Source organism: Streptomyces sp. CNX435, assembly GCF_059570575.1.
Map to the genome: position 1 here is coordinate 76,336 of NZ_JCANTA010000009.1, position 21,114 is coordinate 97,449.

The following is a 21,114-nucleotide window of genomic DNA, read 5'->3' on the forward strand; positions in this document are numbered from 1 at the left end:
TGTTCGCTACGGTTTGAGCGTGGACAGGAAGAAGACCCTGCGCGCCGGTGCACTTGTCGCCGGGACGGCGCTGATCATGCTGATGTCGTCCCCCGCCGCCTTCGCGCTCGACCGCGACGACGGTGACGACCCGGGCCCCGGGCTGAGCGTCGCGGAGACCCTCGGTCTCTTCGTGCTCACCCCGCTGGTGGCTTTCGCGGTGATCGCCGGCCTGGTGGTCGCCGCCGAGAAGAAGAAGGGCTGACGGCCCCGGGCCGTACGTTCGCGCGCAGGCGCCCGCTCCGTACGCCGGGGCGGGCGCCTTTCGCGCGCGTGCGGCCCGTGCGGCCCGTCGGCCCGCTCAGGCGAACTCGGGCATCTCCCCGACCGTGCGGTGGACGTTGATCACGGTGAACGCCGCCCCCTGCGGGTCCCGCAGCGTCGCCATCCGCCCGAACGGCGAGTCCTGCGGCCCGAACGTCACCTCGCCGCCGCGCCGCCGCGCCGTCTCCACCGCCCGGTCGCAGTCGTCCACGGCGAAGCAGATGCCCACGTGCGGGGGCGTCCCGGCGGGGAAGGCGTCCCCGGACAGCTCGGCCCGGCCGAGCAGCGGGTCGCCGTCGCCGACGCTCCACACGGCGTAGTCCATCTTGTCGTCCTGCATCTTGCGCACCCGGTAGCCGAAGACCTCGGGGAAGAAGGCGTCGGCGTGCTCGGGGTGGCGCGTGTCGACCTCGGCCCAGCAGTAGGTGCCGTGCTCGCCGCCGATCGTGGCGAAGCCCTCGTGGCTGCCCGACTGCCACAGGCCGAACCGGATGCCGTCCGGGTCCTCGGCGATGGCCATCGTGCCGTACGGGCCGACCTCCATCGGGCCCGTGACGACCCGTCCGCCGTGCTCGCCGACCTGGCCGGCGGTGGCGTCGGCGTCGGGGGTGGCGAAGTACAGCGTCCAGTCCGCGGGTGCGTCGTCCGGCATGCCCGCCATCGGCGGGGCCAGCCCGGCGGCGACGCCGCTGTCCGACGACGCCTGGGTGTAGTGGCCGGCGTCCTCACCGGCGTCCTCGAAGGTCCAGCCGAAGACGTCGGCGTAGAAGCTCTTCGCGGATTCCAGGTCGGGGAAGGTCGCGTCCGCCCAGCAGGGTGCGCCTTTGGGGCGTGCGGTCATGGTGGGTCGCCTCCTCTGCGGCCGGGGCCTGGGGGTATTGCATGGATTTGTGCACTTCTCACGCTAGTGCCGCGGCCCGCAGGTCGCGCGCGGACGGGTCAGGCGCGGGCCGGGGACAGGTCCCGGGCGAGGTCAAGGGCGGCGTACCTCGTACAGAAAGCAGCCGTACTCCACGGCCCGTACGTGCACGAGTGCCACCCCCGGCACCGCGAACGCCTCCGCCAGCGCCCGCTCCACCGCCGCCCCCGCCGCCGCCGGGTCGTCCGGCAGCCGCAGTGCGGCGCCGCCTTCGATCCGGCCGCCGGCGTCGTAGCGCCGGAACGCCCGCAGCGCGCCGGTCTCCGCGAAGGGGTGCCCGGCGGGGTCGGGGCCGGGGCCGGCGCAGGGGCCGGCGTGGACGAAGACCGGGCCCTGCTCGTCGTACGCCCCGGGGTCCGCCCCGGCCTCGGCGGCCCAGCGGCGCAGCGGGGCGTACGACACGAGGGCGATCCGCTCGCCGGGCCGGCTGCGGCGCAGGCAGCAGCGCAGCGGGGCGCCGCCCTCGTCGTCGGCGAACGGGCGCGCGGGGCGGCCGGCGTCGTCCGCGGTGCGGAGGCGGGCCAGGACGGCCGGAGGGATGGGGGCGGGACGGTGGGCGGCGGGGGCCGCGAGTGTCGTCGTCATGCGTCCAGGCTGGGCGCCGCGGGGCGGAGACGCTGGCGGAAATCCGACGTCAGGTTCGCCTTTCCCTCGGGGGCCTGACGATGCAGGGGAACGGTGGGCCGGGATGTGCACACTTCCGTAAGGTGGTGTGCATGACGGAGACGACGTATTCGATTGTGGAAGCCCGTGCCCGGCTGGGCGCCATCGCCCGCGAGGTCAGCGCCACCCGTGAGCCGATCGCCATCACCGACCATGGGCATACCGTCGCCGTACTGATCAGCCCCGCCGATGCCCTGGAGCTGCAGGAGCTGCGCGCGCTGGCTGCCTACCGAGCCCGCCAGGCCCGCGGTGAGGACGCCGGCATCCCTCATGACGAGGCGTACCGCCGCGTGTTCGGCGGCGGTGAGGCGTGAGGTACGAGGTCATCTGGGAGCCCGAGGCACTCGCCCAGGCGGAGCGGTTCGCCAAGGACGACCCCGACGGGGTACGTCAGGTGTTCACCGCCGTCGACCGGCTCGCCGAGGATCCGCGCCCCGGCGGGGCGTTCGGCAGTGCCGGCCTGTTGCGCATCCACGTCGCCAACTATCGCGTGATGTACGAGATCGGCGACCGGCAGGTCCGCGTCAGCGTCATCCATCTCGGGCGCGTGCGTTGAGCGAGCACCTTGTCCCCCGTCCCGGCCACGGGCGGCCGGGACGGGCCAACGGGGCCGGGGTCAGGACCCGGCGGCTGCGGCGTCGGCTTGTTGGGCGCGGAGGGCGCGTTCTACGCCGAGGGCCTCTGGGGGGCCGGCTTCCCGGAGACCCTCACCCCGGAGAAGCTGGGCGCGGTCAACCCGGCGATGGCGACCCCGGACGCCCTCCAGGGCGTCCTGGACACCCTGGACAACCTCCGCATGCTCCCCGCCTCCCCCCGCCTGCAGCAGATCGCGGACCTGGCGGCCTTCCTCGCCTCCGACCGCGCGGGCGCGGTCACCGGCAGCTGGGTCAACGCCACGGCGATGTTCCCGGCGTGACCCGGGGCCCCGCCGGGGTCAACGGGTGCGTAGCAGCTCCGTGTTGCGGTCCGTCGCCGTGCCCGCCAAGGCGCGGCGGCGCGGCGAGTGGGGGGCGTTGAGCGCCAGTTCGCGGTAGAGGGACGCCAGGCCCGCCCGGCCCAGCTCGTCGCGGTCCACGCGGTACGGGGCCGCCGCCTCGATCAGCGTCGTGAACAGCGACACCGTCCCGTCGCCGTTGTCCGCCAGCTCCACCACCCGGGCCAGCTGCGGGAAGTCCACGTGCGAGGCCGTGGTGATCTCCCAGAGCCCGCCGCCCGCGTCGCCGTGCGCGGTGATCTCGTTGCGGTGGCTGTGCCCGTTCACCCAGGCGACCACGTTGCGGTGGGCGAGCAGCACCTCCAGCAGCTCCGCCCCCGTGTGCCGCTCGTCGTCCGGCCGGAAGGGGTCCGGCGTCGTGTTGTTTATCGACTTGCTGGTGTGGTGGCTGAAGACGATGACGTACGCGTCCCGGTGCTCGTCCAGCTTCCGCACCAGCCACCGCAGCTGCGCCGTGCCCACCGAGCCGCGGTAGTCGCCGCCCTGGTCGGTGGTGTCCAGGCTGATGCCGACGACGCCCGGGCCGGTCTCGCTCAGCGCGAAGTCGTAGTACAGGTCGCCCGACGCGCGGTTGGCCTCCGTGTAGCCGTGGCCCACGGGACCCGCCCCGGCGAAGCGCTCCTGCAGATGCGCGGCCACGTACTCGTGCGACGTGAACGGCACCCGCCGCTCGTCCGGCGTGACCGTCCGCATCAGGTGCCGCTGCGTGCGCAGCATGTCGGCGAACGCCTCCCCCTTCGGGTCCGTGCCCGCCCGCAGGGCGTCGAACAGCGGCCCGGCGATCGACTCCGGCAGCGTCATCAGCTTCCGGTCACCGGCCGCGTACTCCGCGAAGAACGGCTGCCGGGCCGCGTAGCAACCGCCGGGCAACAGGTCGTGGTTGCCGACCGTGGAGTACCACGGCAGCTGCAGCCCCGGGCTCGTCACCTCCCGGATCGCCGCCTCCAGATAGCCGTCCACGCGCGGGAACCCCAGCGCCTTGTCGGCGTCGCGCAGCCGGCTCTGCGGGTGCCAGTACCGGTCGACGCCGCTGTTCTGCACGCCCTCGTACGACGCCGGGTCACCGCTGTTGGGCACGATCCGCCCGCCGCTCATCGCGGTGAGGAACCACTCCAGCTCCAGCGAGTTGTTGTTGTCGGTGTTGTCGCCCGTGGTGACGGCGCAGCCGAGGGCGAGTCCGGTCGCGGGCCCGACGGTCAGCGAGTTGACGCGTTCGATGAGCGCGACCGCGCCCGGCACGCTCAGCGCCTCCTGCGGGCGCCAGCCGTCGCCCGCGCGCTCCCGGAAGTACTCCGAGCGCAGCGGCGTCTGCACGTCCACGATGTGCAGGTCGGTGAGCTGCACGAAGGCGGTGAGCGCGGTGCGCCGCTCCGCGCGGCGGGGGCCCGCGGGGGCGAGTTCGGTGCGTACGACACGGGGCCAGCCCGCGCCCTCCGTCAGCTGCCGGTAGCCCTCGCTGCCCACGGCCGCCGCCGTCGTACGGATCGTGGTGCCCGCCGACGACGGCGCCGGCGGCCGGCCGGGCGTCAACCCGCGCCCGCCGGCGCGCGCGGCCAGCGCGGGCGGCCCGGCCGACCGCGCGGTCGCCTGCGGCTGGCCCGGGCCGAGGGCCAGGCCGAGCCCGGCGGCCATGCCCGTGGCCCCCGCGGCGCCCAGGAGGACGGCGCGCCGGCGGGGGCCCGGGGGCCTGGTGGACGTGGTTTCGCGGTGCATCGGCGCTCCTGAGGGGACGAGCGGGAGGCTTCGACGCGGGTGCAGAGCAGCGCAGCACCCGTACACTCGGAGCCTTGGCACGCCGGGTGACCTGCTACTTAACGCAACCGGAACGACGGCGACCGGGAAGCCCACAAATACCTTCACCGGCTTAAAACACCGCGCAATGGACACGCGATCCTCGCCCGTTCGAGTGGCCACGGTCACCGTGGGTTCACCGCGGCGGGAACGTGCCTCACACCCCCGCCTGGCGGCTTTGCGCCAACGCCGCAATCCGCCACACGCAACTCCCCCCGCGCGCGTGTGACTTGCTGATAGATATGCGGACAGTCGGCACCGGATGCCGGTTTCCACACAGGTGGGGGTTAACCAGAGATGTCGATCTCTCCCAGACGCACACCCGGTCGCATACCGGGGGGCGGACGGCCGCGAGCCGCCGCCCGAATAGCCCTGGCGGCCGGGCTGGCCGCCGCGCTCACCGCGACGGGCCAGTCGATGGCAGCGGCCACCCAGGCCGCGGACGGCCCGGCGGAAGCCGAGCGGCCGAAGGCCGCGGCGGACAAACTCGGCGCGAAAGACGCCGAACTGCTCGCCGAGGCCAAGGCGGACGGCGACAAGCACGTCACGCTGCTGGTCGCCGTCGAGCCGGGCGAGGCGGCCGAGGTCGCCGGCACCTTCCGCGGCGTACGCGGCGCCTCCGTCGGCCGTACGCACGACAAGCTCGGCTACGTCCGCGCCACCGTGCCCACGCGCCGCGCCGACGCCGCCATCGAGCAGGCCACGAAGCTGTCCGCGGTCCACGGCATCGATCTGAACGAGGAGATCGAGCTGCCCGACCCGCGGCCGGACGCCGGTGCCCAGGGGACCACCGGCGGCGGCGCGCAGGGCGCGTACCCGGCGCCCGACCGCTCGACGCCGGCCACGAACCCGTACCAGCCGGCCCACGAGACCGGCGCCGTCGACTTCGTCAGGCAGCACCCGAAGGCCGACGGCCGCGGCATCACCATCGGCGTCCTCGACTCCGGCGTCGACCTCGCCCACCCCGCGCTGCGCACGACCACCACCGGCGAGCGCAAGATCACCGACTGGGTGACGGCCACCGACCCGATCGTGGACAACGACCGCACCTGGCGGGCCATGGTCACCGACGTCTCCGGCCCGTCCTTCACCTTCAACGAGCGCGAGTACACCGCCCCGCGCGGCGCCTACTCCGTCAGCCTCTTCAGCGAGAACGCCACGCTGGGCGGCGAGATGCAGGGCGACCTGAACCGCGACGGCGACACCACCGACTCCTGGGCGCTGCTGTACGACGCGCAGGCCGGCACCGTCCGCGTCGACCTCGGCGACGACGGCGACTTCACGAACGACAAGCCGATGGCGCCGTACGGCGAGGACCACACGTTCGCCTACTTCGGCGCCGACGACCCGGCGACGGCGATCGCCGAGGCGATCCCGTTCGTCGTGGAGATCCGCAAGGACGTGCCGATGGACCCGTACGGCGGGGACTGGATCGGCAAGAAGGAGGACTTCGTCAACATCGGCGTCGTCGAGGGCGCGCACGGTACCCACGTCGCCGGCATCACCGCCGCCAACGGCCTCTTCGGCGGCCGGATGGACGGCGCCGCGCCCGGCGCCAAGATCGTCTCCTCCCGGGCCTGCACCTGGAGCGGCGGCTGTACCGCGGTCGCGCTCACCGAGGGCATGATCGACCTGGTCGCGAACCGGAACGTCGACATCGTCAACATGTCGATCGGCGGCCTGCCGCCGCTCAACGACGGCAACAACGCCCGCGCCGAGCTGTACAACCGGCTCATCGACACGTACGGCGTACAGCTCGTCATCTCCGCGGGCAACGACGGCCCCGGCGCCAACACCATCGGCGACCCCGGGCTGGCCGACGACGTCATCAGCGTCGGCGCGGCCGTCTCCCGCGAGACCTGGGCCGCGAACTACGGCAGCCGCGTGGAGAAGGCGTACGCGATGATGCCGTTCTCCTCCCGCGGCCCGCGCGAGGACGGCGGCGCCACCCCGACGATCACCGCCCCGGGCGCGTCGGTCAACACCATCCCGACCTGGCAGCCCGGCTCCCCCGTCGCCGAGGCCGGCTACGAACTGCCGCCCGGCTACGGCATGCTGCAGGGCACCTCGATGTCCTCGCCGCAGGCCGCCGGCGCCGCGGCACTGCTGCTGTCCGCCGCCGAGCGGGAGGGCATCGACGTCACCCCGAACGCCCTGCGCACCGCGCTGACCTCCACCGCCGACCACATCCCCGGCGTGCAGACCTACGCGGAGGGCGCCGGCCGGATCGACATCGTCGACGCCTGGGACTCCCTGGAGGACGGCGCCACGGCGTACGAGTACGAGGTCGCGGCGCCCGTCGACACCGTGCTCGACGGCTTCCTCGCCACCCCCGGCGTGGGCACCGGCGTCTACGACCGCGAGAGCGGCCCGGCGCGGGGCGAGTCCGAGACGTACGAGATCACCCTCACCCGCACGACCGGTCCGGCCGGTGGCACGCCGCACGAGCTTCGGTGGCAGGGCAACGACGGCACGTTCACGCTGCTCGGCGACGACGACGTCACGCTGCGCCGCGGCAAGCCGCTGACCGTCGAGGTGCGGGCCGAGCCGCGGTCGGCGGGGCTGCACAGCGCCGCGCTGCTGGTCGACGGCGAGCGCACCGAGGGCATCGACCACCGGGTGCTGACGACCGTGGTCGGCTCGCAGGAGCTGGCGGAGCCGGCGTTCGCTTACCAGGTGTCGAACGAGGTGCAGCGCAACTCCACCCGCTCGTACTTCGTGAAGGTCCCCGAGGGCGCGAAGACCCTGGAGGTGGCGATGAGCGGGCTCACGGGCAAGAGCCAGACCCGCTGGATCGCCATCGACCCGTGGGGCGTCCCGGCCGACGACTCGTCAACGCCGTTCTGCTACAACAACTACGACAACCCGGCCAACACCTGCCGACCCGACCTGCGCTCCTACGAGAACCCGATGCCGGGCGTGTGGGAGATCGAGGTCGAGTCGCGGCGTACCTCGCCGGAGCTGGACAACCCGTTCACGGTCGAGGCGACCGCGCTCGGCGCGGCCTTCGACCCCGAGGTGCAGACGATCGACGAGGCGAAGGTCGGCGAGCCCAGCCCGGTGGAGTGGACGGTGACCAACGGGTTCGCCCCGCTGAACGGCAAGCTCGCCGGCGGGGCGCTCGGCTCCGGCCTGTCGGACCGCCCGACCGTCGCGGCGGGCGCGACGAACACCACGACGATCGAGGTCGCCGAGGGCGTCACCCGGCTGGACGCGGTGATCGGCGCCACCTCCGACGCCAACGCGGACCTGGACCTGACGGTCTACCGCGACGGCGAGGTGGTCGGCCAGGCGGCGGACGCCGACTCGGAGGAGGCGGTCTCGATCGCCGACCCGGAGCCCGGCACGTACACGGTGGAGGTCTTCGCCTACGACGTGCCGGCGGGCACGACGGAGTACGACTACCGCGACGTGTACTTCTCCCCGGCGCTGGGTGAGGTGAGCGTCGGCGACGAGCCGGTGCGGCTGGACAGCGGCGAGAGCGCGGAGGTCGCGGCCGAGGTCACGGTGGCGGCGCCCGGTCCTGAGGGGCGCGAGTTCTTCGGCGAGGTGCAGCTGCAGAACGACCGCGGTACGACGGCGGGCGCGGGCAGCGTGCGGATCGGGACGGTGGTGCCGTAGCGCGGACACGTTCCGTGCGGGCGCCGTGTTCCATACGTACGTCCTGAAGGAACCCGCGGGGGCGGGACGCCGGGCCACCGGTGTCCCGCCCCTGTGGCGTGCGTCTCAGTTCACTGTGCGGGTGCGCCCGGGGGCGGGCGGCCGGGCAGGGGAAACGATTGGAGTCCGCCGCCCGGCGCCCGGCATCATGGTTGGGCGGAGCCCGCAAGCACCTGTGAACGGAGTGCCATGAAGATCGGAATCGTCGGAGCCACCGGCCAGGTCGGCGGAGTGATGCGCGACATCCTCGTCGAGCGGGCCTTCCCGGTGGACGAGCTGCGCCTGTTCGCGTCGGCAAGGTCCGCGGGGCGCACGCTGCCGTGGCAGGGCGCTCCCGGCGGTACGGTCACGGTCGAGGACGCCGGCACCGCCGACTACTCCGGGCTCGACATCGTGCTGTTCTCCGCCGGCGGGGCCACCTCCAGGGCGATCGCCGAGAAGGTCGCGGCGCAGGGTCCGGTCGTGATCGACAACTCCTCCGCGTGGCGCCGCGACCCCGACGTGCCGCTGGTGGTCTCCGAGGTCAACCCGCACGCGGTGGCCGACCGCCCCAAGGGCATCATCGCCAACCCGAACTGCACCACGATGGCCGCCATGCCCGTGCTCAAGCCGCTGCACCGGGAAGCGGGCCTGGTCGCCATGGTCGTCGCCACCTACCAGGCGGTCTCCGGCTCCGGCCTGGCGGGCGTGGAGGAGCTGTTCCAGCAGGTCCGCGCCGCCGGCGACGAGGCGCCGAAGCTGACCCGGGACGGCTCGGCGGTGGACTTCCCCGAGCCGGCGAAGTACGTGGCCCCGATCGCGTACAACGTGCTGCCGATGGCCGGCTCCCTCGTCGACGACGGGCTCGACGAGACCGACGAGGAGCAGAAGCTGCGCCACGAGACGCGCAAGATCCTGGAGATCCCGGCGCTGAAGGTCTCCGGCACCTGCGTCCGCGTCCCCGTCTTCACCGGGCACTCGCTGCAGGTCAACGCCCGCTTCGCCGAGCCGCTGAGCCCCGCGCGGGCCGCGGAGGTGCTGGCCGGTGCGGAGGGCGTGGCGCTCGCGGACGTGCCCACGCCGCTGGGCGCGGCGGGGCGGGACGTGTCGTACGTGGGCCGCATCCGGCGCGACGAGACGGCGGAGAACGGGCTCGCGCTGTTCCTCTCCGGCGACAACCTGCGCAAGGGCGCGGCGCTGAACGCGGTGCAGATCGCGGAGCTGGTGGCGGCGGAGCACCGGCCCTGAGGCTGAGGCGGTGTGACTCGATCGTGTGATGGTCGGCTTGTGGGCTTGCGGTGTCCTCGGCCGTTCGGGCTACGGTGATCGTGCGATCTGGGACGCCGGGTAGGGCGCCAGCGTGCGGGGCCCCCGCTCCACCGGAGTGATGGTTCGGGGCCTCCCCGTCGCCTCTGGCCGTGCCCATATGGCCAGGTCGTGAGGGAACCGGCCTCCCGGGATCGGACCACGGACAGGATCCGTGTAGCTGCCCCGGGGTTGAGTACGCCGGGGACCAGTACGCTCAAGACCGTTCGGGGCGTGCGGCTGAGTAGAGCCACTCCCGCTCAGTCCATAGGAACGGTAAAGGAGTAGCCCAGGTGCCTGGCACGAATCTGACCCGGGAAGAGGCGCAGGAGCGCGCGCGCCTGCTGCAGGTGGACGCGTACGAGATCGACCTCGACATCTCCGGCGCCAAGGAGGCCGAGGAGGGGGGCACCTTCCGGTCGGTGACGACGGTGCGGTTCTCGGCCGCCGAGGAGGGCGCGGAGACCTTCGCCGACCTCGTCGCCCCCGAGGTGCACGAGGTGGTGCTCAACGGCACCGCGCTCGACGCCGCCGAGGTCTTCGCCGACTCCCGGATCGCCCTGCCGGGGCTGCGCGCGGGGGAGAACGAGCTGCGGGTCGTCGCCGACTGCGCGTACACCAATACGGGTGAGGGGCTGCACCGCTTCGTCGACCCGGTGGACGGGGAGACGTATCTCTACACGCAGTTCGAGGTGCCCGACGCGCGCCGGGTGTTCGCGAGCTTCGAGCAGCCGGACCTCAAGGCGACGTTCGCCTTCACGGTGACCGCGCCGGAGGGCTGGCAGGTCATCTCCAACTCCCCGACGCCGGAGCCGGCGGACGGGGTGTGGCGCTTTACGCCCACGCCGCGGATGTCGACGTACGTCACCGCCCTGATCGCCGGGCCGTACGCCTCGGTGCACGGCACCTGGGAGGGCGACGGGCGGACGGTGCCGCTCGGCGTGTACTGCCGGCCCTCGCTCGCCGAGTTCCTGGACGCGGAGGCGATCTTCGAGGTCACGCGGCAGGGCTTCGACTGGTTCCAGAAGCGGTTCGACTACCCGTACCCCTTCGAGAAGTACGACCAGCTGTTCGTGCCGGAGTTCAACGCCGGCGCGATGGAGAACGCGGGCGCGGTCACCTTCCGCGACCAGTACGTGTTCCGCTCCAAGGTGACGGACGCCGCGTACGAGATGCGGGCCGACACGATCCTGCACGAGCTGGCCCACATGTGGTTCGGCGACCTGGTGACCATGGAGTGGTGGAACGACCTCTGGCTGAACGAGTCGTTCGCCACCTACTCCTCCACCGCCTGCCTCGCCCAGGCCCCCGGCTCGCGCTGGCCGCACGCGTGGACGTCGTTCGCGAACCAGATGAAGACGTGGGCGTACCGGCAGGACCAGCTGCCTTCCACCCACCCGATCATGGCCGAGATCACCGATCTCGAGGACGTGCTGGTCAACTTCGACGGCATCACGTACGCCAAGGGCGCCTCCGTGCTCAAGCAACTCGTGGCGTACGTCGGCGAGGACGAGTTCTTCCGCGGCGTGCAGGCGTACTTCAAGCGGCACGCCTTCGGCAACACCCGCCTGACCAACCTCCTCGGCGCGCTGGAGGAGACCAGCGGGCGCGACCTGGCGGCCTGGTCCAAGGCGTGGCTGGAGACCGCCGGGATCAACGTGCTGCGGCCCGAGCTGGAGACCGACTCCAACGGTGTGGTCACGTCGTTCGCCATCCGCCAGGAGGCCCCCGCGCTGCCCGCCGGTGCCAAGGGCGAGCCGGTGCTGCGTCCGCACCGCATCGCCGTCGGGCTGTACGAGCTGAAGGACGGCCGGCTGGTGCGCACCGACCGGCTGGAGCTGGACATCGACGGCGAGCTGACCGACGTGCCGCAGCTGGCGGGCCGGCCCCGGCCGGCGGTCGTCCTGCTCAACGACGACGACCTCACGTACGCCAAGGTCCGCCTGGACCCCGCCTCCCTGGACGTCGTGACCCGGCACCTCGGCGACTTCGAGACCACGCTGCCGCGGGCGCTGTGCTGGGCGTCGGCATGGGACATGACCCGCGACGGCGAGCTGGCCACCCGCGACTACCTGGACCTCGTCCTCTCCGGCATCGAGAAGGAGAGCGACATCGGCGTGGTGCAGTCCCTGCATCGCCAGGTGAAGCTGGCCCTCGACCTCTACGCCGCGCCCGACTGGCGCGCGACCGGGCTGGCCCGCTGGTCGGCTGCCGCGGAGACCCGGCTGCACGCCGCCGAGCCCGGCGGTGACCACCAGCTCGCCTGGGCCCGCGCGTTCGCGGGCACCGCCCGCACGGACGGCCAGCTGGACCTGCTCGCCGGCCTGCTCGACGGCTCCCGCACCCTCGACGGCCTCGACGTCGACACCGAGCTGCGCTGGGCACTGCTGCACCGGCTGGCCGCCACCGGCCGGGCCGACGACGACGCCGTCGCGGCGGAGCTGGAGCGCGACAAGACCGCGGCCGGCGAACGCCACGCCGCCGCGGCCAGGGCGGCACAGCCGACGGCGGCGGCGAAGTCGCGGGCGTGGACGGACGTCGTTGAGGAGGGCAACCTCGCCAACGCGGTGCAGGAGGCGGTGATCGGCGGCTTCGTCCAGACCGACCAGCGCGACCTGCTGGCGCCGTTCACGGCGAAGTACTTCGACACGGTCAAGGACGTCTTCGAGTCCCGCAGCCACGAGATCGCCCAGCAGATCGTCGTCGGCCTCTACCCGGCGCTGCAGGTCTCCCAGGCCACCCTGGACGCGACGGACGCCTGGCTGGCCGAGGCCCAGCCGCCCCCGGCGCTGCGCCGCATGGTCACGGAGTCCCGCGCCGGCGTAGAACGCGCCCTCCGCGCCCAACAAGCCGACGCCGCAGCCGCCGGTTCCTGACCCGACTGCCGAGGCCCGCTGCGGTACCCGACTGCCCCGGGGGTGGGCGGCTTCACCGAGGCCGCCCCCCCCGGCGCACCCGCTGCCTCGGCGAGGTGACCGAGATCCACGACGGCGTCATCCTGGACGACCTGCCGGGCCGGTGTCCGGACGCGGTTCGGCACCACACCGTTGCCGTATGCGCGAGAGGTGGCCGGCGCTGGTGCGCCGGCCACCTCCTGTCGTGCTCTGTGGCCCTACGCGGACGACGCGGCTGCGAACTTCTCCGCCGCGGCCGTCAGGGTGTGCTGGTGGTTCCATGAGGGCAGGTGCTCGTAGATGATCTCGCCGACGGCGGGTGCGAGGGGCTGGTCGACCCAACCGCGCAGGATCTCGGAGGCGACCGCGACCCAGTTCACCGGCACCGCGCCGGCCTGGACCAGCCGCATGACGGCGGTGTCGTGGGTCTCCCTGGTAGTGGCACCCGAGGCGTCGACCACGATGTAGACCTCGTAGCCGCGGTTGAGCGCGGTCAGTGACGTGAAGGCGAGGCAGACATCGGTCTGGATGCCGGCCATGACCAGCTTCGTGCGTCCGGTCGCCTCGATCGCCGCCGCGAACTCCTCGTTGTCGAACGCGTCGAACACCGGGGCGCGGTGGATGACGGGGTGGTCGCCCAGGACCTTCTTGAGTTCCGGGTACAGCGGGCCGGCCGGGTCGCTCTCGCGGGCCGCGGTGACCACGAGCGGCAGATCGAAGACCTGGGCTGTCTTGGCCAGCGCGACGGTGTTGTTGACCGTCTCCTCGATGTTGTGGGACTTGACGAGGTTGGAGAAGCCCACTTCGTGGTCGATCAGGACGACTGCGGCGTTCTGCGGGGTGAGAGGTGTCGTAGGCATGGCATTTCCTTCGGTGAGTGCCTTGTGGGCATCGGGATGACGGGCGTCGCGTAAACCTCCGGCACGGCCGGCGGCGCTGCGGCTCCCCTGTGGTTGCGTGGTCATGGATGATCTTGGAGAAGGCTCCGGAAGCTGATCCCGGCGGGCGTCGGGACGGCATCCTGCGAGGTGCCGTCAGATCAGCTTCCTCGCCTCGTCTTCGGTGACGGTCCTGCCGGAAGGGAACTTCTGTGTCCTGACGGTCTCCGCAGGCCGTTCCCGTGTGGCCGGGCGGCCGTCAGGGCACTGACCGCTGTGCAGGGATCAGGAGCCGTCAGGAGTCGTCGTTCGACTCCTCCCACTCCTTCGGGAGGTCCCAGATGTCGCTGACCAGCGGGAAGCCGGCGGGGTCGATGTAGGCACCGTCGTGCGCGATCCGGTTGTGCGCGTGCCCCAGCGTGTGCAGGCCGAAGGCGGCCTGCAGCGCGTTCCACTGGCCCTGGATCTCCAGGGTCTGGTTCACGGCCTTCTTGGCCATCTTCAGGCCGGCCGTGGGGCGGGTCGCGATCCGCTCGGCGAGGGCCAGCGTGGCCGGCTCCAGTTCGTCGCGGGGGACGACCCGGCTGACCATCCCCAGCTCCTTCGCCTCGGGTGCGGTGAGGACGTCTCCGGTGAACAGCAGTTCCTTCGCACGCCGGGGACCGAACTCCCACGGGTGCATGAACAGCTCGACGGCGCTGATGCCGAACGCCGTGACCGGGTCGGCGAAACGCGCGTCCGCACTGGCCACGATGAGGTCGGCGGGCCACATGAGCATCATGCCGCCCGCGAACACCCGCCCCTGAACTGCGGAGACGGTCGGCTTGGGGAAGTTGCGCCAGCGCCAGTGCAACTGCAGAAAGACCTCGGTCTCCCAGGCCATGTCGCCCTCGACACCGCCGAGACCAAGGCCGCCCTCCAGCGTCACCTGGTTCATCCCGTCGGTGCTGAACAGCGATTCGACGTCATGCCCGAGCGAGAAGTCATCGCCCTCCGCGGCGAGCACGAACACGGAGATCGAGTCGTCCGCCGCGGCGCGGCGGTACGCGGCGTCGAGTTCGTAGAAGAGGTGGACATCCGCCAGGTTGCCGGCTTCGGACCGGGTGAGCGTCGCGCGGGCGACGCGCTCGGCGGGCACGTCGTAGGTCACCCGCTCACCGAGCTTCACCGGCTGAGGCAGAGAGCTGCGGATCATCGCCATCATCCTTCGCTGTGTCGTGGGGTCGGGAACCTCGCGGTCGGATGCGCGAGGACTTTTTGCCAACGTACGCCCGTGAGCCAGATCTTATAACCTGTCTGTGCAAGCAACTATATGCACGTGGATTCCTCTCTGATCACGGCTTTCACCAGGGAATTAATGTCCATGCCGACCGGCGGGCGGATCGCGTGATGGGTGATGCGTGTCGACCCGTCAGACCGGAATGGACTTGCTGCACAGACAGGTATACGGGTCCGGGCCATCGAGGCCGCCCGCAGGTGTGTGTCAGGGGCTGCCCTGCACCGGGCCGCCGTCCTGGGCTGCCGCCGGGGCCGTGGCCCGCGCGTGGAGAAGATCCACCACGTCGGTCAGGCCGATCTCGATGCGTGCGTAGACGCGGGGATTGAGCAGTGTCGTACCGTCGAAGTCCCCCGCGGACGCGAAGAACGCCACCGGGACCGTCAGGGCTTGGAGAATGCCGAACAGTGGCCGCAGGGCATGTTCCAGGACAAGCGCGTGATGGTCGCCCCCGCCTGTCGCGGCGAGGAGGACGAGCTTGTTCGCGAGCGCGTACTGGTCGATCAAGTCGAAGAAGTGCTTGAACAGACCGGGGTACGAGCCGCGGTACACCGGAACGGCTGCGATGAGCAGATCGGCTTCCTCGGCAAGACGGAGCTTCGCCTGCACCTCCTCCGGGGCCTCGTCGCGCTCGGCGGTGCCGGTGAATGCCGGGCCCAGAAGGTGGACGTCGATCTGCGACGTCTCGACCGGAAGCAGGCCTCCGAGCGTGTCGAGGATCACGCGGACGAGCCCCATGGTCTTGGACGGCCGGCTGGGGCTGCCGTTGACGACCACGACCCGGAGCGTCGGGCCGGTGGTGCGGACGGCAGCGGGTGCGCCGATACCGGGCAGTGTCGTCATGACGCCTTCCCCTCCCGGATCGCCGTCTCGCGGCGCACGATCGGTGCGACCTCGGTGCCGAGCAGCTCGATTGCCGCCAGGTGTTCCTTCTGCGGCATCCCGCCGAAGCCCATCTGGATGATGACGCGGTTCAGGCCGTACACCTCGTGGTAGGCGAGGAGCTTGTCGATCACCTCTTGCGGGCTGCCGACCAGAAGTCCGGCCGACGGCGACGTCTGTGGCAGGAACGCGGCCCGGGAGAGGGGGAAGCCCACGCCGCCGACGCCGAACACGTCGAGGCCGACCTGGTCGGCGACCTGCGCCTGCTCGATCGTCTCGCGGACACGCTGCCGCGGGGACGGGAGGGCGCCGGTGGCCGGGTCCTTCGTGATCTCGGCAAAGGTCATGACACCAATCTCGAATGACATGAGGTTTCCTCTCTCCGGTCGGCTACGTCGCGCGCCCGGTCCGGCTGCTCCCCATCTCTAACCTGTCTGCGCAAGCAAGTATTCCCACCGTCGGCAGGCCCTCCGTCCGGTCGGGCCGACGGCGGCCCGGGGCGGGCTCGCGGACGTCCGATGTGCTCCTGGTCCGCGCCGGTCACGCAACGAGGTCAGTGCGTGCACAGGCAGATACTTTGACTGGTTCCGGAGCCCTCCCGCCGTTACCGTGCTGCTCATGGCGACCGACAAGCTGGGAGAACTCGAGTACGCGGCGTGGCAGGGATTCCTGCTCACCCATCATCGGATCTGGCGTGCGATCGAGGCCGGGCTCGCTCCGCTCAACGTGAGCATGGCCGAGTACGGCGTGCTCGCCGTGCTCGCCGAGGCCGGCCGGCACGGGATGCGGATGTCAGACCTCGCCCAGCGAAGCCTGATGACCAGCGGCGGGTTCACCCGGCTCGCCGATCGGCTCGAGAGCCGGGGGCTGATCGAGAGGCGGCGGTCGGCCAGCGACGGCCGCGGCTTCGAGGCCGTCCTCACCCGCGAGGGGAGGGCGCTCATGCGCAAGGCGTGGCGCCAGCAGCACGGTGATCTGCGGACCCTCTTCTTCGACCGGCTCGACGACGAGCACCTGCGCAGCCTCGCCGAGATCTGGACGAGGCTCGACCCGGACGAGGGCGCCGAGCAGGGTGAGAACTCCTCGTAGTCGCGTCAGTCCAACTCGGGCGGGCCGGCCCGCGATCCCGCTGGCGCGGGCTTTCGGCCGCCTCCCGGTGGCGCTCCGCCCCGGTCGCCGGGCGCGGTTGCGTCGCCTGGCGGCCGGTCGGGGGCGGTGGGGCAGTCGGCGGAGGGGCGGGGCGGTCACCTGGGCAGGCACACCACGTGGACGGGCTGGGTACGGGCCGCCGCCGCCAGCATTGCGGCGCGTACCACCTCCGCCTGCTGCTCCAGGGACTCGCGCAGCTTGCGCGGGGTGACGTGGACGACCGTGATGCCCAGGCGCTCCAGGATCTCCCGCTTCTTCGCGTACTCGGACCACTGGGCCGCTTCGTCGGAGGAGGCACGGCGGGGGGCGCGGGCGTCGATCTCCAGGGCGACCGCGTGGTCCGGCCAGTAGGCGTCGACGCCGCCGAGGTGGGGACCGCCGGGGAGGCGGAGGTCGACGTTCCAGAGGGGGTCGGGCAGGGCGTGGGTGTGAACCATCTCGTAGAGGCGGCCCTCGGCCATGGCGCGGCCCTCGGCGATCAGGGTGTCGACCGCGTCGATCACGTGCGGGCGGCCCAGCAGCCGGGCCTGGCTCAGCTCGCGTACCACCGCCGCCGCCTCGCAGTGGCCGCCGCGGACCGCCTCCGTCAGCAGCCGGTGGACGCCGGCCGCGTCGGCGAGCACCGCGACGGTGTCGGCGAGGGCGCGGGGGACCGGGGCGACGGGCAGGCCCGTGATGCGGTCGGGGCGGGGGAGCGTGTGGGCGCGGATCAGGCGGGCGAGGCCGGTGGAGCGCAGCCGGCGGGTGCGCGGGAGCAGGACGTCGATCCGGTCGAGCGCGAGCAGCGGCGGGGCCGCCGCGAATCCGTGCAGCGCGAGCGCCGCCAGCCCGGTGATCATCGCGTCGCCGTACGGGGCCGGGGCGGCGTCCTGCGCCGGGGCGGACGCGGAGGTGGCTGAGGTGGCGGCGGTTGGCGTGGAGGTGGGCGCGGGCGAGGTGGGCGCGGGTGACGCGGGCGTGGGCGAGGTGGGCGCGGGCGAGATGGGCGTGGGCGGCGTGCCCCGGGACTGGCCCGGCACCGTGGCCCGGCCGGCCGGCGCCCGGCCCGCGTAGAGCAGCGCCGCGTGCAGCCGCTCGTCCGGCGTCGGTGGCCCCGCGTGCAGCAGGTAGACGCCGGGGAGGAGCTGCTGCCACGGGCCGCCGGGGCGGCAGCGCCGCGCCGCGTCGGTGGCCGCGACGCCGTGCTCGCGCAGCTGCCGGACGGTCATCACCTGGCGGCGGGCGCCGGCGGCGTGGCTGAGCGGACGCGGGCTGAGCGGTGCGGGGGAGGGCGAGTTCGTGTTCATGGCCGCTGGATTCCCGGCCGCCGGCCCTCGCCTAACCGCTGTTACATGCCCGTCGAAGAATACGGACAAGCCAGGGCTAAAGTGCACACGTTCGACTGTCGATCAGGGGGGTCACTGCTCCGTTCGGGGCACGTCCAGGCACGCTCCGGCCGGCACGGCTCGGCCGACGATCAGCCCTGACCGTCCCGCGCCTGCGCGCGCAGCGCCCGCGCCAGGTCGTCGCGCGCCTCCCACACCAGCCGCCGCAGCGCCGGCGGCGCCGCGCCCTCGGTGTCGCGCAGCCACGCGTCCGTCGCGTCCAGCGTGCCCCGGTGCGCCTGCAGCGCCGGGTAGAGGCCGCGTACGACCGCCATCGCGCTCTCGATCGTCCGCTCCCGCCAGATCCGCTCGATCGACGCGAAGTACCGCGGCGCGTACGGCGCGAGCAGCTCCCGCTGACCGGGCCGGGTGAAGCCGGAGATGGTCGCCTCGACGATCGCGTTGGACAGCTCGTCGGTGTCGACGACCGCCGACCACGCCTGCTCCTTGACCCGCGCGTCCGGCCGGGCGGCCAGGCAGCGCACCTGGTGCCGCTTGCCGGACGCGGTGTCGTCGCGGGCCAGTTCGGCGTCGACGGCGGCCTGGTCGGCGACGCCGTGGGCGGCGAGCGGGAGCAGCAGGTCCCAGCGCAGCTCCTGGTCGACGTCCAGCCCGTCGATCTTCGCCTGCCCGTCGAGGAGGCCGCGGAGCAGCTGCAGGTCCTGTTCCGTACCGGCGACGGAGGCGAAGAAGCGGGCCCAGGCCAGCTGGTGGTCGCTGCCGGGCGGGGCGAGCCGCAGCTCGCGCAGCGCGCCCTCGGCGAGGCGCTGTTCGGCCCCGTCGCGGTGGCCGGGGGCGGTGTAGTGGTCGACGGTGTAGTGGGCCTGCTGGTGGAGTCCCTGCAGCACGCCGATGTCGGTCTCCCGGCCGGCGAAGCGCTGCACGAGGTCGAGGTAGTCGCGGGCGGGCATGAGGCCGTCGCGGGTGAGGTCCCAGGCGGCGGCCCAGGCGATGGCGCGGGAGAGGGGGTCGGTGAGGTCGCCGAGGCGTTCGCGCACGGTGTCGAGCGAGTCCTCGTCGAAGCGGGCCTTGCAGAAGGTCAGGTCGTCGTCGTTGACGAGGATCAGCTCCGGCCGCGGCTGCCCGGCCAGTTCCGCGACGACCGCGTGCCCGTCGACGACGTCGACCTCGGCGCGCGCGTAGCGCACCAGCTCGCCGGTCGCGCCCGGCTGCGCGTACAGCCCGACGGCCACCCGGTGCGGTCGCGGCGGCGCCCCGCCCGTAGCCCCCGCCGCGGCGCCCGGGCCGGTCTCCGGGCCCTCCCGCAGGATCGCCAGCTCGGTGATCCGGTCGCCCGCGTCGTACGTCGCCCGCGGCGTGAGGGTGTCGACGCCGGCGGTCTGCAGCCACGACCGGGACCACGCCGACATGTCCCGCCCGCTGGTCTCCGCCAGCGCCGCCAGCAGGTCGGCGAGCCGGGTGTTGCGGAAGGCGTGCCGCTTGAAGTAGCGCCGGGCGCCCTCCATGAAGGCGTCCCGGCCGACGTACGCCACGAGTTGCTTGAGCACCGCGGCGCCCTTGGCGTACGTGATGCCGTCGAAGTTGAGCTTGGCCGCCTCCAGGTCCTGGATGTCGGCCGTGATCGGGTGCGTCGTCGGCAGCTGGTCGGCCCGGTACGCCCACGCCTTGCGGCGGTTGGCGAAGGTGATCCAGCTCCCCGTGAACCGGGTGGCCTCGGCCAGCGCCAGCGCGCCCATGTAGTCGGCGAACGACTCCTTGAGCCACAGGTCGTCCCACCACTCCATGGTCACCAGGTCGCCGAACCACATGTGCGCCATCTCGTGCAGCACGACGTTCGCCCGGCGTTCGTACGCGGCGTCGGTGACCTTGCCGCGGAAGACGAACTCCTCGCGGAAAGTGACGAGACCGGGGTTCTCCATCGCGCCGATGTTGTACTCCGGGACGAACGCCTGGTCGTACTTGCCCCACGGGTAGGGGTAGTCGAAGTGGTCGTGGAAGAAGTCCAGGCCCTGCTTGGTGACGGTGAAGACGTCGTCGGCATCGAAGTGCCGGGCGAGCGACCTGCGGCACAGCGCGCCGAGCGGCACCACCAGCTCCCGCCCGTCGTCGAACGTGCGCGTGTAGCGGTCCTCGACGCGGGCGTACGGGCCGGCCACGACGGCCGTGATGTACGTGGAGATCGGCTTGGTCGGCTCGAACCGCCAGGTCGCCGACGCCGCCCCGGAAGGATCGGTGCGCGCCTCCGGCCGGCCGGCCGGCGCGCCGCCGGAGAGCACGGTCCAGTGCTCCGGGGCCGTCACGGTGAAGGTGAACGGGGCCTTGAGGTCGGGCTGTTCGAAGGTGGCGAACACCCGGCGCGCGTCGGCCGGCTCGTACTGCGTGTAGAGGTAGACCTCGCCGTCCTCCGGGTCGACGAAGCGGTGCATGCCCTCGCCGGTACGGCTGAACGCGCAGCGTGCGTCGACCACGACCTCGTTCTCCGCCGCCAGATCCGCAAGCTCGATCCGGGAGCCGTCGAAGACCGACCCGGGGTCCAGGTCCCGGCCGTTGAGGGTCACCGCGGTCACGTCCGTCGCGATGAGGTCGAGGAAGCTCGCCGCGCCCGGCTGCGCGCAGCTGAACCGCACCGTGGTCACCGACCGGAAGGACTCCGGCGCCGGGGCCACCGCCTCACGCAGGTCCAGCTCGACCTCGTACGCCTCGACGTCCAGCAGCCCCGCCCGCTCCCGGGCCTCCTCGCGGGTCAGGTTCTCACCGGGCACGGGGGGACTCCTTCGTCTCTCGCAGGTCCGACAGCGAAATCATGTCATGCGGGTTCCGCGCGGCGGTGCTGACGTGCCAGGCCCACGAGCGACGGCGCCACATCGGGGAGTGCACACCGCGCCCGGCGCTCCGGCGCTCCGCGATCGCGACGCGGCGTTGGAGAGGTTCCACAGCGGGACTCGGGCGCGCGGCCGGGAGTTCGGGCCGTGACGAAACCTCAAGCCGGTGTGGTGAATCTCACGTGACCTGCTCGGATGCCGGAATCACGGCCCCCGGGCCGGTGGCGGCGGGAGCGTGGGGGAGTGACAGGTATGTGCGGTGCGGATTGGCACC

The 21,114-nt window shown here is 72.5% G+C and carries 17 protein-coding genes; 8 read left to right on the top strand and 9 right to left on the bottom strand.

What is annotated here, in order from left to right:
• Positions 1–19 precede the first annotated feature (19 nt).
• Positions 20–244: a hypothetical protein gene (locus tag T328_RS17140; protein WP_496496932.1), complete on the top strand. Its 225-nt coding sequence runs from the start codon at positions 20–22 to the stop codon at positions 242–244.
• Positions 245–340: 96 nt separating this feature from the next.
• On the opposite strand, the gene T328_RS17145 is transcribed toward T328_RS17140, so the two are convergent.
• Together T328_RS17145 and T328_RS17150 are read right to left on the bottom strand one after the other, a co-directional pair.
• Complete coding sequence (locus T328_RS17145; protein WP_496496933.1) at positions 341–1,144, bottom strand: VOC family protein; 804 nt, start codon at positions 1,142–1,144, stop codon at positions 341–343.
• A 132-nt stretch (positions 1,145–1,276) separates the two neighbouring features.
• Positions 1,277–1,807: a DUF1203 domain-containing protein gene (locus T328_RS17150; protein WP_496496934.1), complete on the bottom strand. Its 531-nt coding sequence runs from the start codon at positions 1,805–1,807 to the stop codon at positions 1,277–1,279.
• Positions 1,808–1,938: 131 nt separating this feature from the next.
• Between T328_RS17150 and T328_RS17155 the strand changes: the two genes are divergently transcribed.
• From T328_RS17155 to T328_RS17165, 3 genes are all read left to right on the top strand, one after another.
• Complete coding sequence (locus T328_RS17155) at positions 1,939–2,199, top strand: type II toxin-antitoxin system Phd/YefM family antitoxin (RefSeq protein ID WP_496496935.1); 261 nt, start codon at positions 1,939–1,941, stop codon at positions 2,197–2,199.
• A complete protein-coding gene (locus T328_RS17160) occupies positions 2,196–2,441 on the top strand; it encodes a type II toxin-antitoxin system RelE family toxin (protein WP_496496936.1) in 246 nt (81 codons plus the stop codon). The genes T328_RS17155 and T328_RS17160 overlap by 4 nt, the downstream gene beginning before the upstream one ends.
• Positions 2,442–2,528: 87 nt before the next feature.
• The gene (locus tag T328_RS17165) at positions 2,529–2,801 is read left to right on the top strand and encodes a hypothetical protein (protein ID WP_496496937.1); all 273 of its coding nucleotides are present in this window, start codon (positions 2,529–2,531) and stop codon (positions 2,799–2,801) included.
• Between the two features lie 18 nt (positions 2,802–2,819).
• Here T328_RS17165 and T328_RS17170 read toward each other — a convergent pair whose 3' ends face one another.
• Positions 2,820–4,592, bottom strand: coding sequence for a TIGR03767 family metallophosphoesterase (locus tag T328_RS17170; RefSeq protein ID WP_496496938.1), 1,773 nt, complete (start codon positions 4,590–4,592; stop codon positions 2,820–2,822).
• A 375-nt stretch (positions 4,593–4,967) separates the two neighbouring features.
• On the opposite strand from T328_RS17170, the gene T328_RS17175 reads away from it, so the two are divergent.
• The 3 genes from T328_RS17175 (at position 4,968) to pepN (T328_RS17185) (ending at position 12,490) form a co-directional block, all read left to right on the top strand.
• The gene (locus tag T328_RS17175) at positions 4,968–8,291 is read left to right on the top strand and encodes a S8 family serine peptidase (RefSeq protein ID WP_496496939.1); all 3,324 of its coding nucleotides are present in this window, start codon (positions 4,968–4,970) and stop codon (positions 8,289–8,291) included.
• Positions 8,292–8,519: 228 nt separating this feature from the next.
• Positions 8,520–9,557: an aspartate-semialdehyde dehydrogenase gene (locus T328_RS17180; RefSeq protein WP_496496940.1), complete on the top strand. Its 1,038-nt coding sequence runs from the start codon at positions 8,520–8,522 to the stop codon at positions 9,555–9,557.
• A gap of 350 nt (positions 9,558–9,907) precedes the next feature.
• Positions 9,908–12,490 (top strand): aminopeptidase N, encoded by a 2,583-nt coding sequence (gene pepN, locus T328_RS17185; RefSeq protein ID WP_496496941.1) that lies wholly within the window; start codon positions 9,908–9,910, stop codon positions 12,488–12,490.
• Positions 12,491–12,726: 236 nt separating this feature from the next.
• On the opposite strand, the gene T328_RS17190 is transcribed toward pepN (T328_RS17185), so the two are convergent.
• The 4 genes from T328_RS17190 to T328_RS17205 all read right to left on the bottom strand — a co-directional run bounded on the left by T328_RS17190 (position 12,727) and on the right by T328_RS17205 (position 15,912).
• A complete protein-coding gene (locus T328_RS17190; protein ID WP_496496942.1) occupies positions 12,727–13,368 on the bottom strand; it encodes an isochorismatase family protein in 642 nt (213 codons plus the stop codon).
• A 313-nt stretch (positions 13,369–13,681) separates the two neighbouring features.
• Positions 13,682–14,581: an enoyl-CoA hydratase gene (locus T328_RS17195; RefSeq protein WP_496496943.1), complete on the bottom strand. Its 900-nt coding sequence runs from the start codon at positions 14,579–14,581 to the stop codon at positions 13,682–13,684.
• A gap of 288 nt (positions 14,582–14,869) precedes the next feature.
• Positions 14,870–15,505, bottom strand: a complete 636-nt coding sequence (locus tag T328_RS17200) for an NAD(P)H-dependent oxidoreductase (protein ID WP_496496944.1) — start codon at positions 15,503–15,505, stop codon at positions 14,870–14,872.
• Positions 15,502–15,912, bottom strand: coding sequence for a hypothetical protein (locus T328_RS17205; protein WP_496496945.1), 411 nt, complete (start codon positions 15,910–15,912; stop codon positions 15,502–15,504). The genes T328_RS17200 and T328_RS17205 overlap by 4 nt, the downstream gene beginning before the upstream one ends.
• Positions 15,913–16,162: 250 nt before the next feature.
• Between T328_RS17205 and T328_RS17210 the strand changes: the two genes are divergently transcribed.
• Positions 16,163–16,633, top strand: coding sequence for a MarR family winged helix-turn-helix transcriptional regulator (locus tag T328_RS17210; RefSeq protein ID WP_496496946.1), 471 nt, complete (start codon positions 16,163–16,165; stop codon positions 16,631–16,633).
• A 155-nt stretch (positions 16,634–16,788) separates the two neighbouring features.
• On the opposite strand, the gene T328_RS17215 is transcribed toward T328_RS17210, so the two are convergent.
• Both T328_RS17215 and pepN (T328_RS17220) read right to left on the bottom strand, forming a co-directional pair.
• Positions 16,789–17,979 (bottom strand): hypothetical protein, encoded by a 1,191-nt coding sequence (locus T328_RS17215; RefSeq protein WP_496496947.1) that lies wholly within the window; start codon positions 17,977–17,979, stop codon positions 16,789–16,791.
• A gap of 170 nt (positions 17,980–18,149) precedes the next feature.
• A complete protein-coding gene (gene pepN / locus T328_RS17220) occupies positions 18,150–20,780 on the bottom strand; it encodes an aminopeptidase N (RefSeq protein WP_496496948.1) in 2,631 nt (876 codons plus the stop codon).
• Positions 20,781–21,114 lie beyond the last annotated feature (334 nt).

Bases quoted from the DNA above. Each gene is read 5' to 3' on its own strand.
- T328_RS17145 (WP_496496933.1), bottom strand. From the start codon at position 1,144: ATGACCGCACGCCCCAAAGGCGCACCCTGCTGGGCGGACGCGACCTTC.
- T328_RS17150 (WP_496496934.1), bottom strand. From the start codon at position 1,807: ATGACGACGACACTCGCGGCCCCCGCCGCCCACCGTCCCGCCCCCATC.
- T328_RS17155 (WP_496496935.1), top strand. From the start codon at position 1,939: ATGACGGAGACGACGTATTCGATTGTGGAAGCCCGTGCCCGGCTGGGC.
- T328_RS17170 (WP_496496938.1), bottom strand. From the start codon at position 4,592: ATGCACCGCGAAACCACGTCCACCAGGCCCCCGGGCCCCCGCCGGCGC.
- T328_RS17175 (WP_496496939.1), top strand. From the start codon at position 4,968: ATGTCGATCTCTCCCAGACGCACACCCGGTCGCATACCGGGGGGCGGA.
- T328_RS17180 (WP_496496940.1), top strand. From the start codon at position 8,520: ATGAAGATCGGAATCGTCGGAGCCACCGGCCAGGTCGGCGGAGTGATG.
- T328_RS17190 (WP_496496942.1), bottom strand. From the start codon at position 13,368: ATGCCTACGACACCTCTCACCCCGCAGAACGCCGCAGTCGTCCTGATC.
- T328_RS17195 (WP_496496943.1), bottom strand. From the start codon at position 14,581: ATGATCCGCAGCTCTCTGCCTCAGCCGGTGAAGCTCGGTGAGCGGGTG.
- T328_RS17200 (WP_496496944.1), bottom strand. From the start codon at position 15,505: ATGACGACACTGCCCGGTATCGGCGCACCCGCTGCCGTCCGCACCACC.
- T328_RS17205 (WP_496496945.1), bottom strand. From the start codon at position 15,912: ATGTCATTCGAGATTGGTGTCATGACCTTTGCCGAGATCACGAAGGAC.
- T328_RS17210 (WP_496496946.1), top strand. From the start codon at position 16,163: ATGGCGACCGACAAGCTGGGAGAACTCGAGTACGCGGCGTGGCAGGGA.
- T328_RS17215 (WP_496496947.1), bottom strand. From the start codon at position 17,979: ATGAACACGAACTCGCCCTCCCCCGCACCGCTCAGCCCGCGTCCGCTC.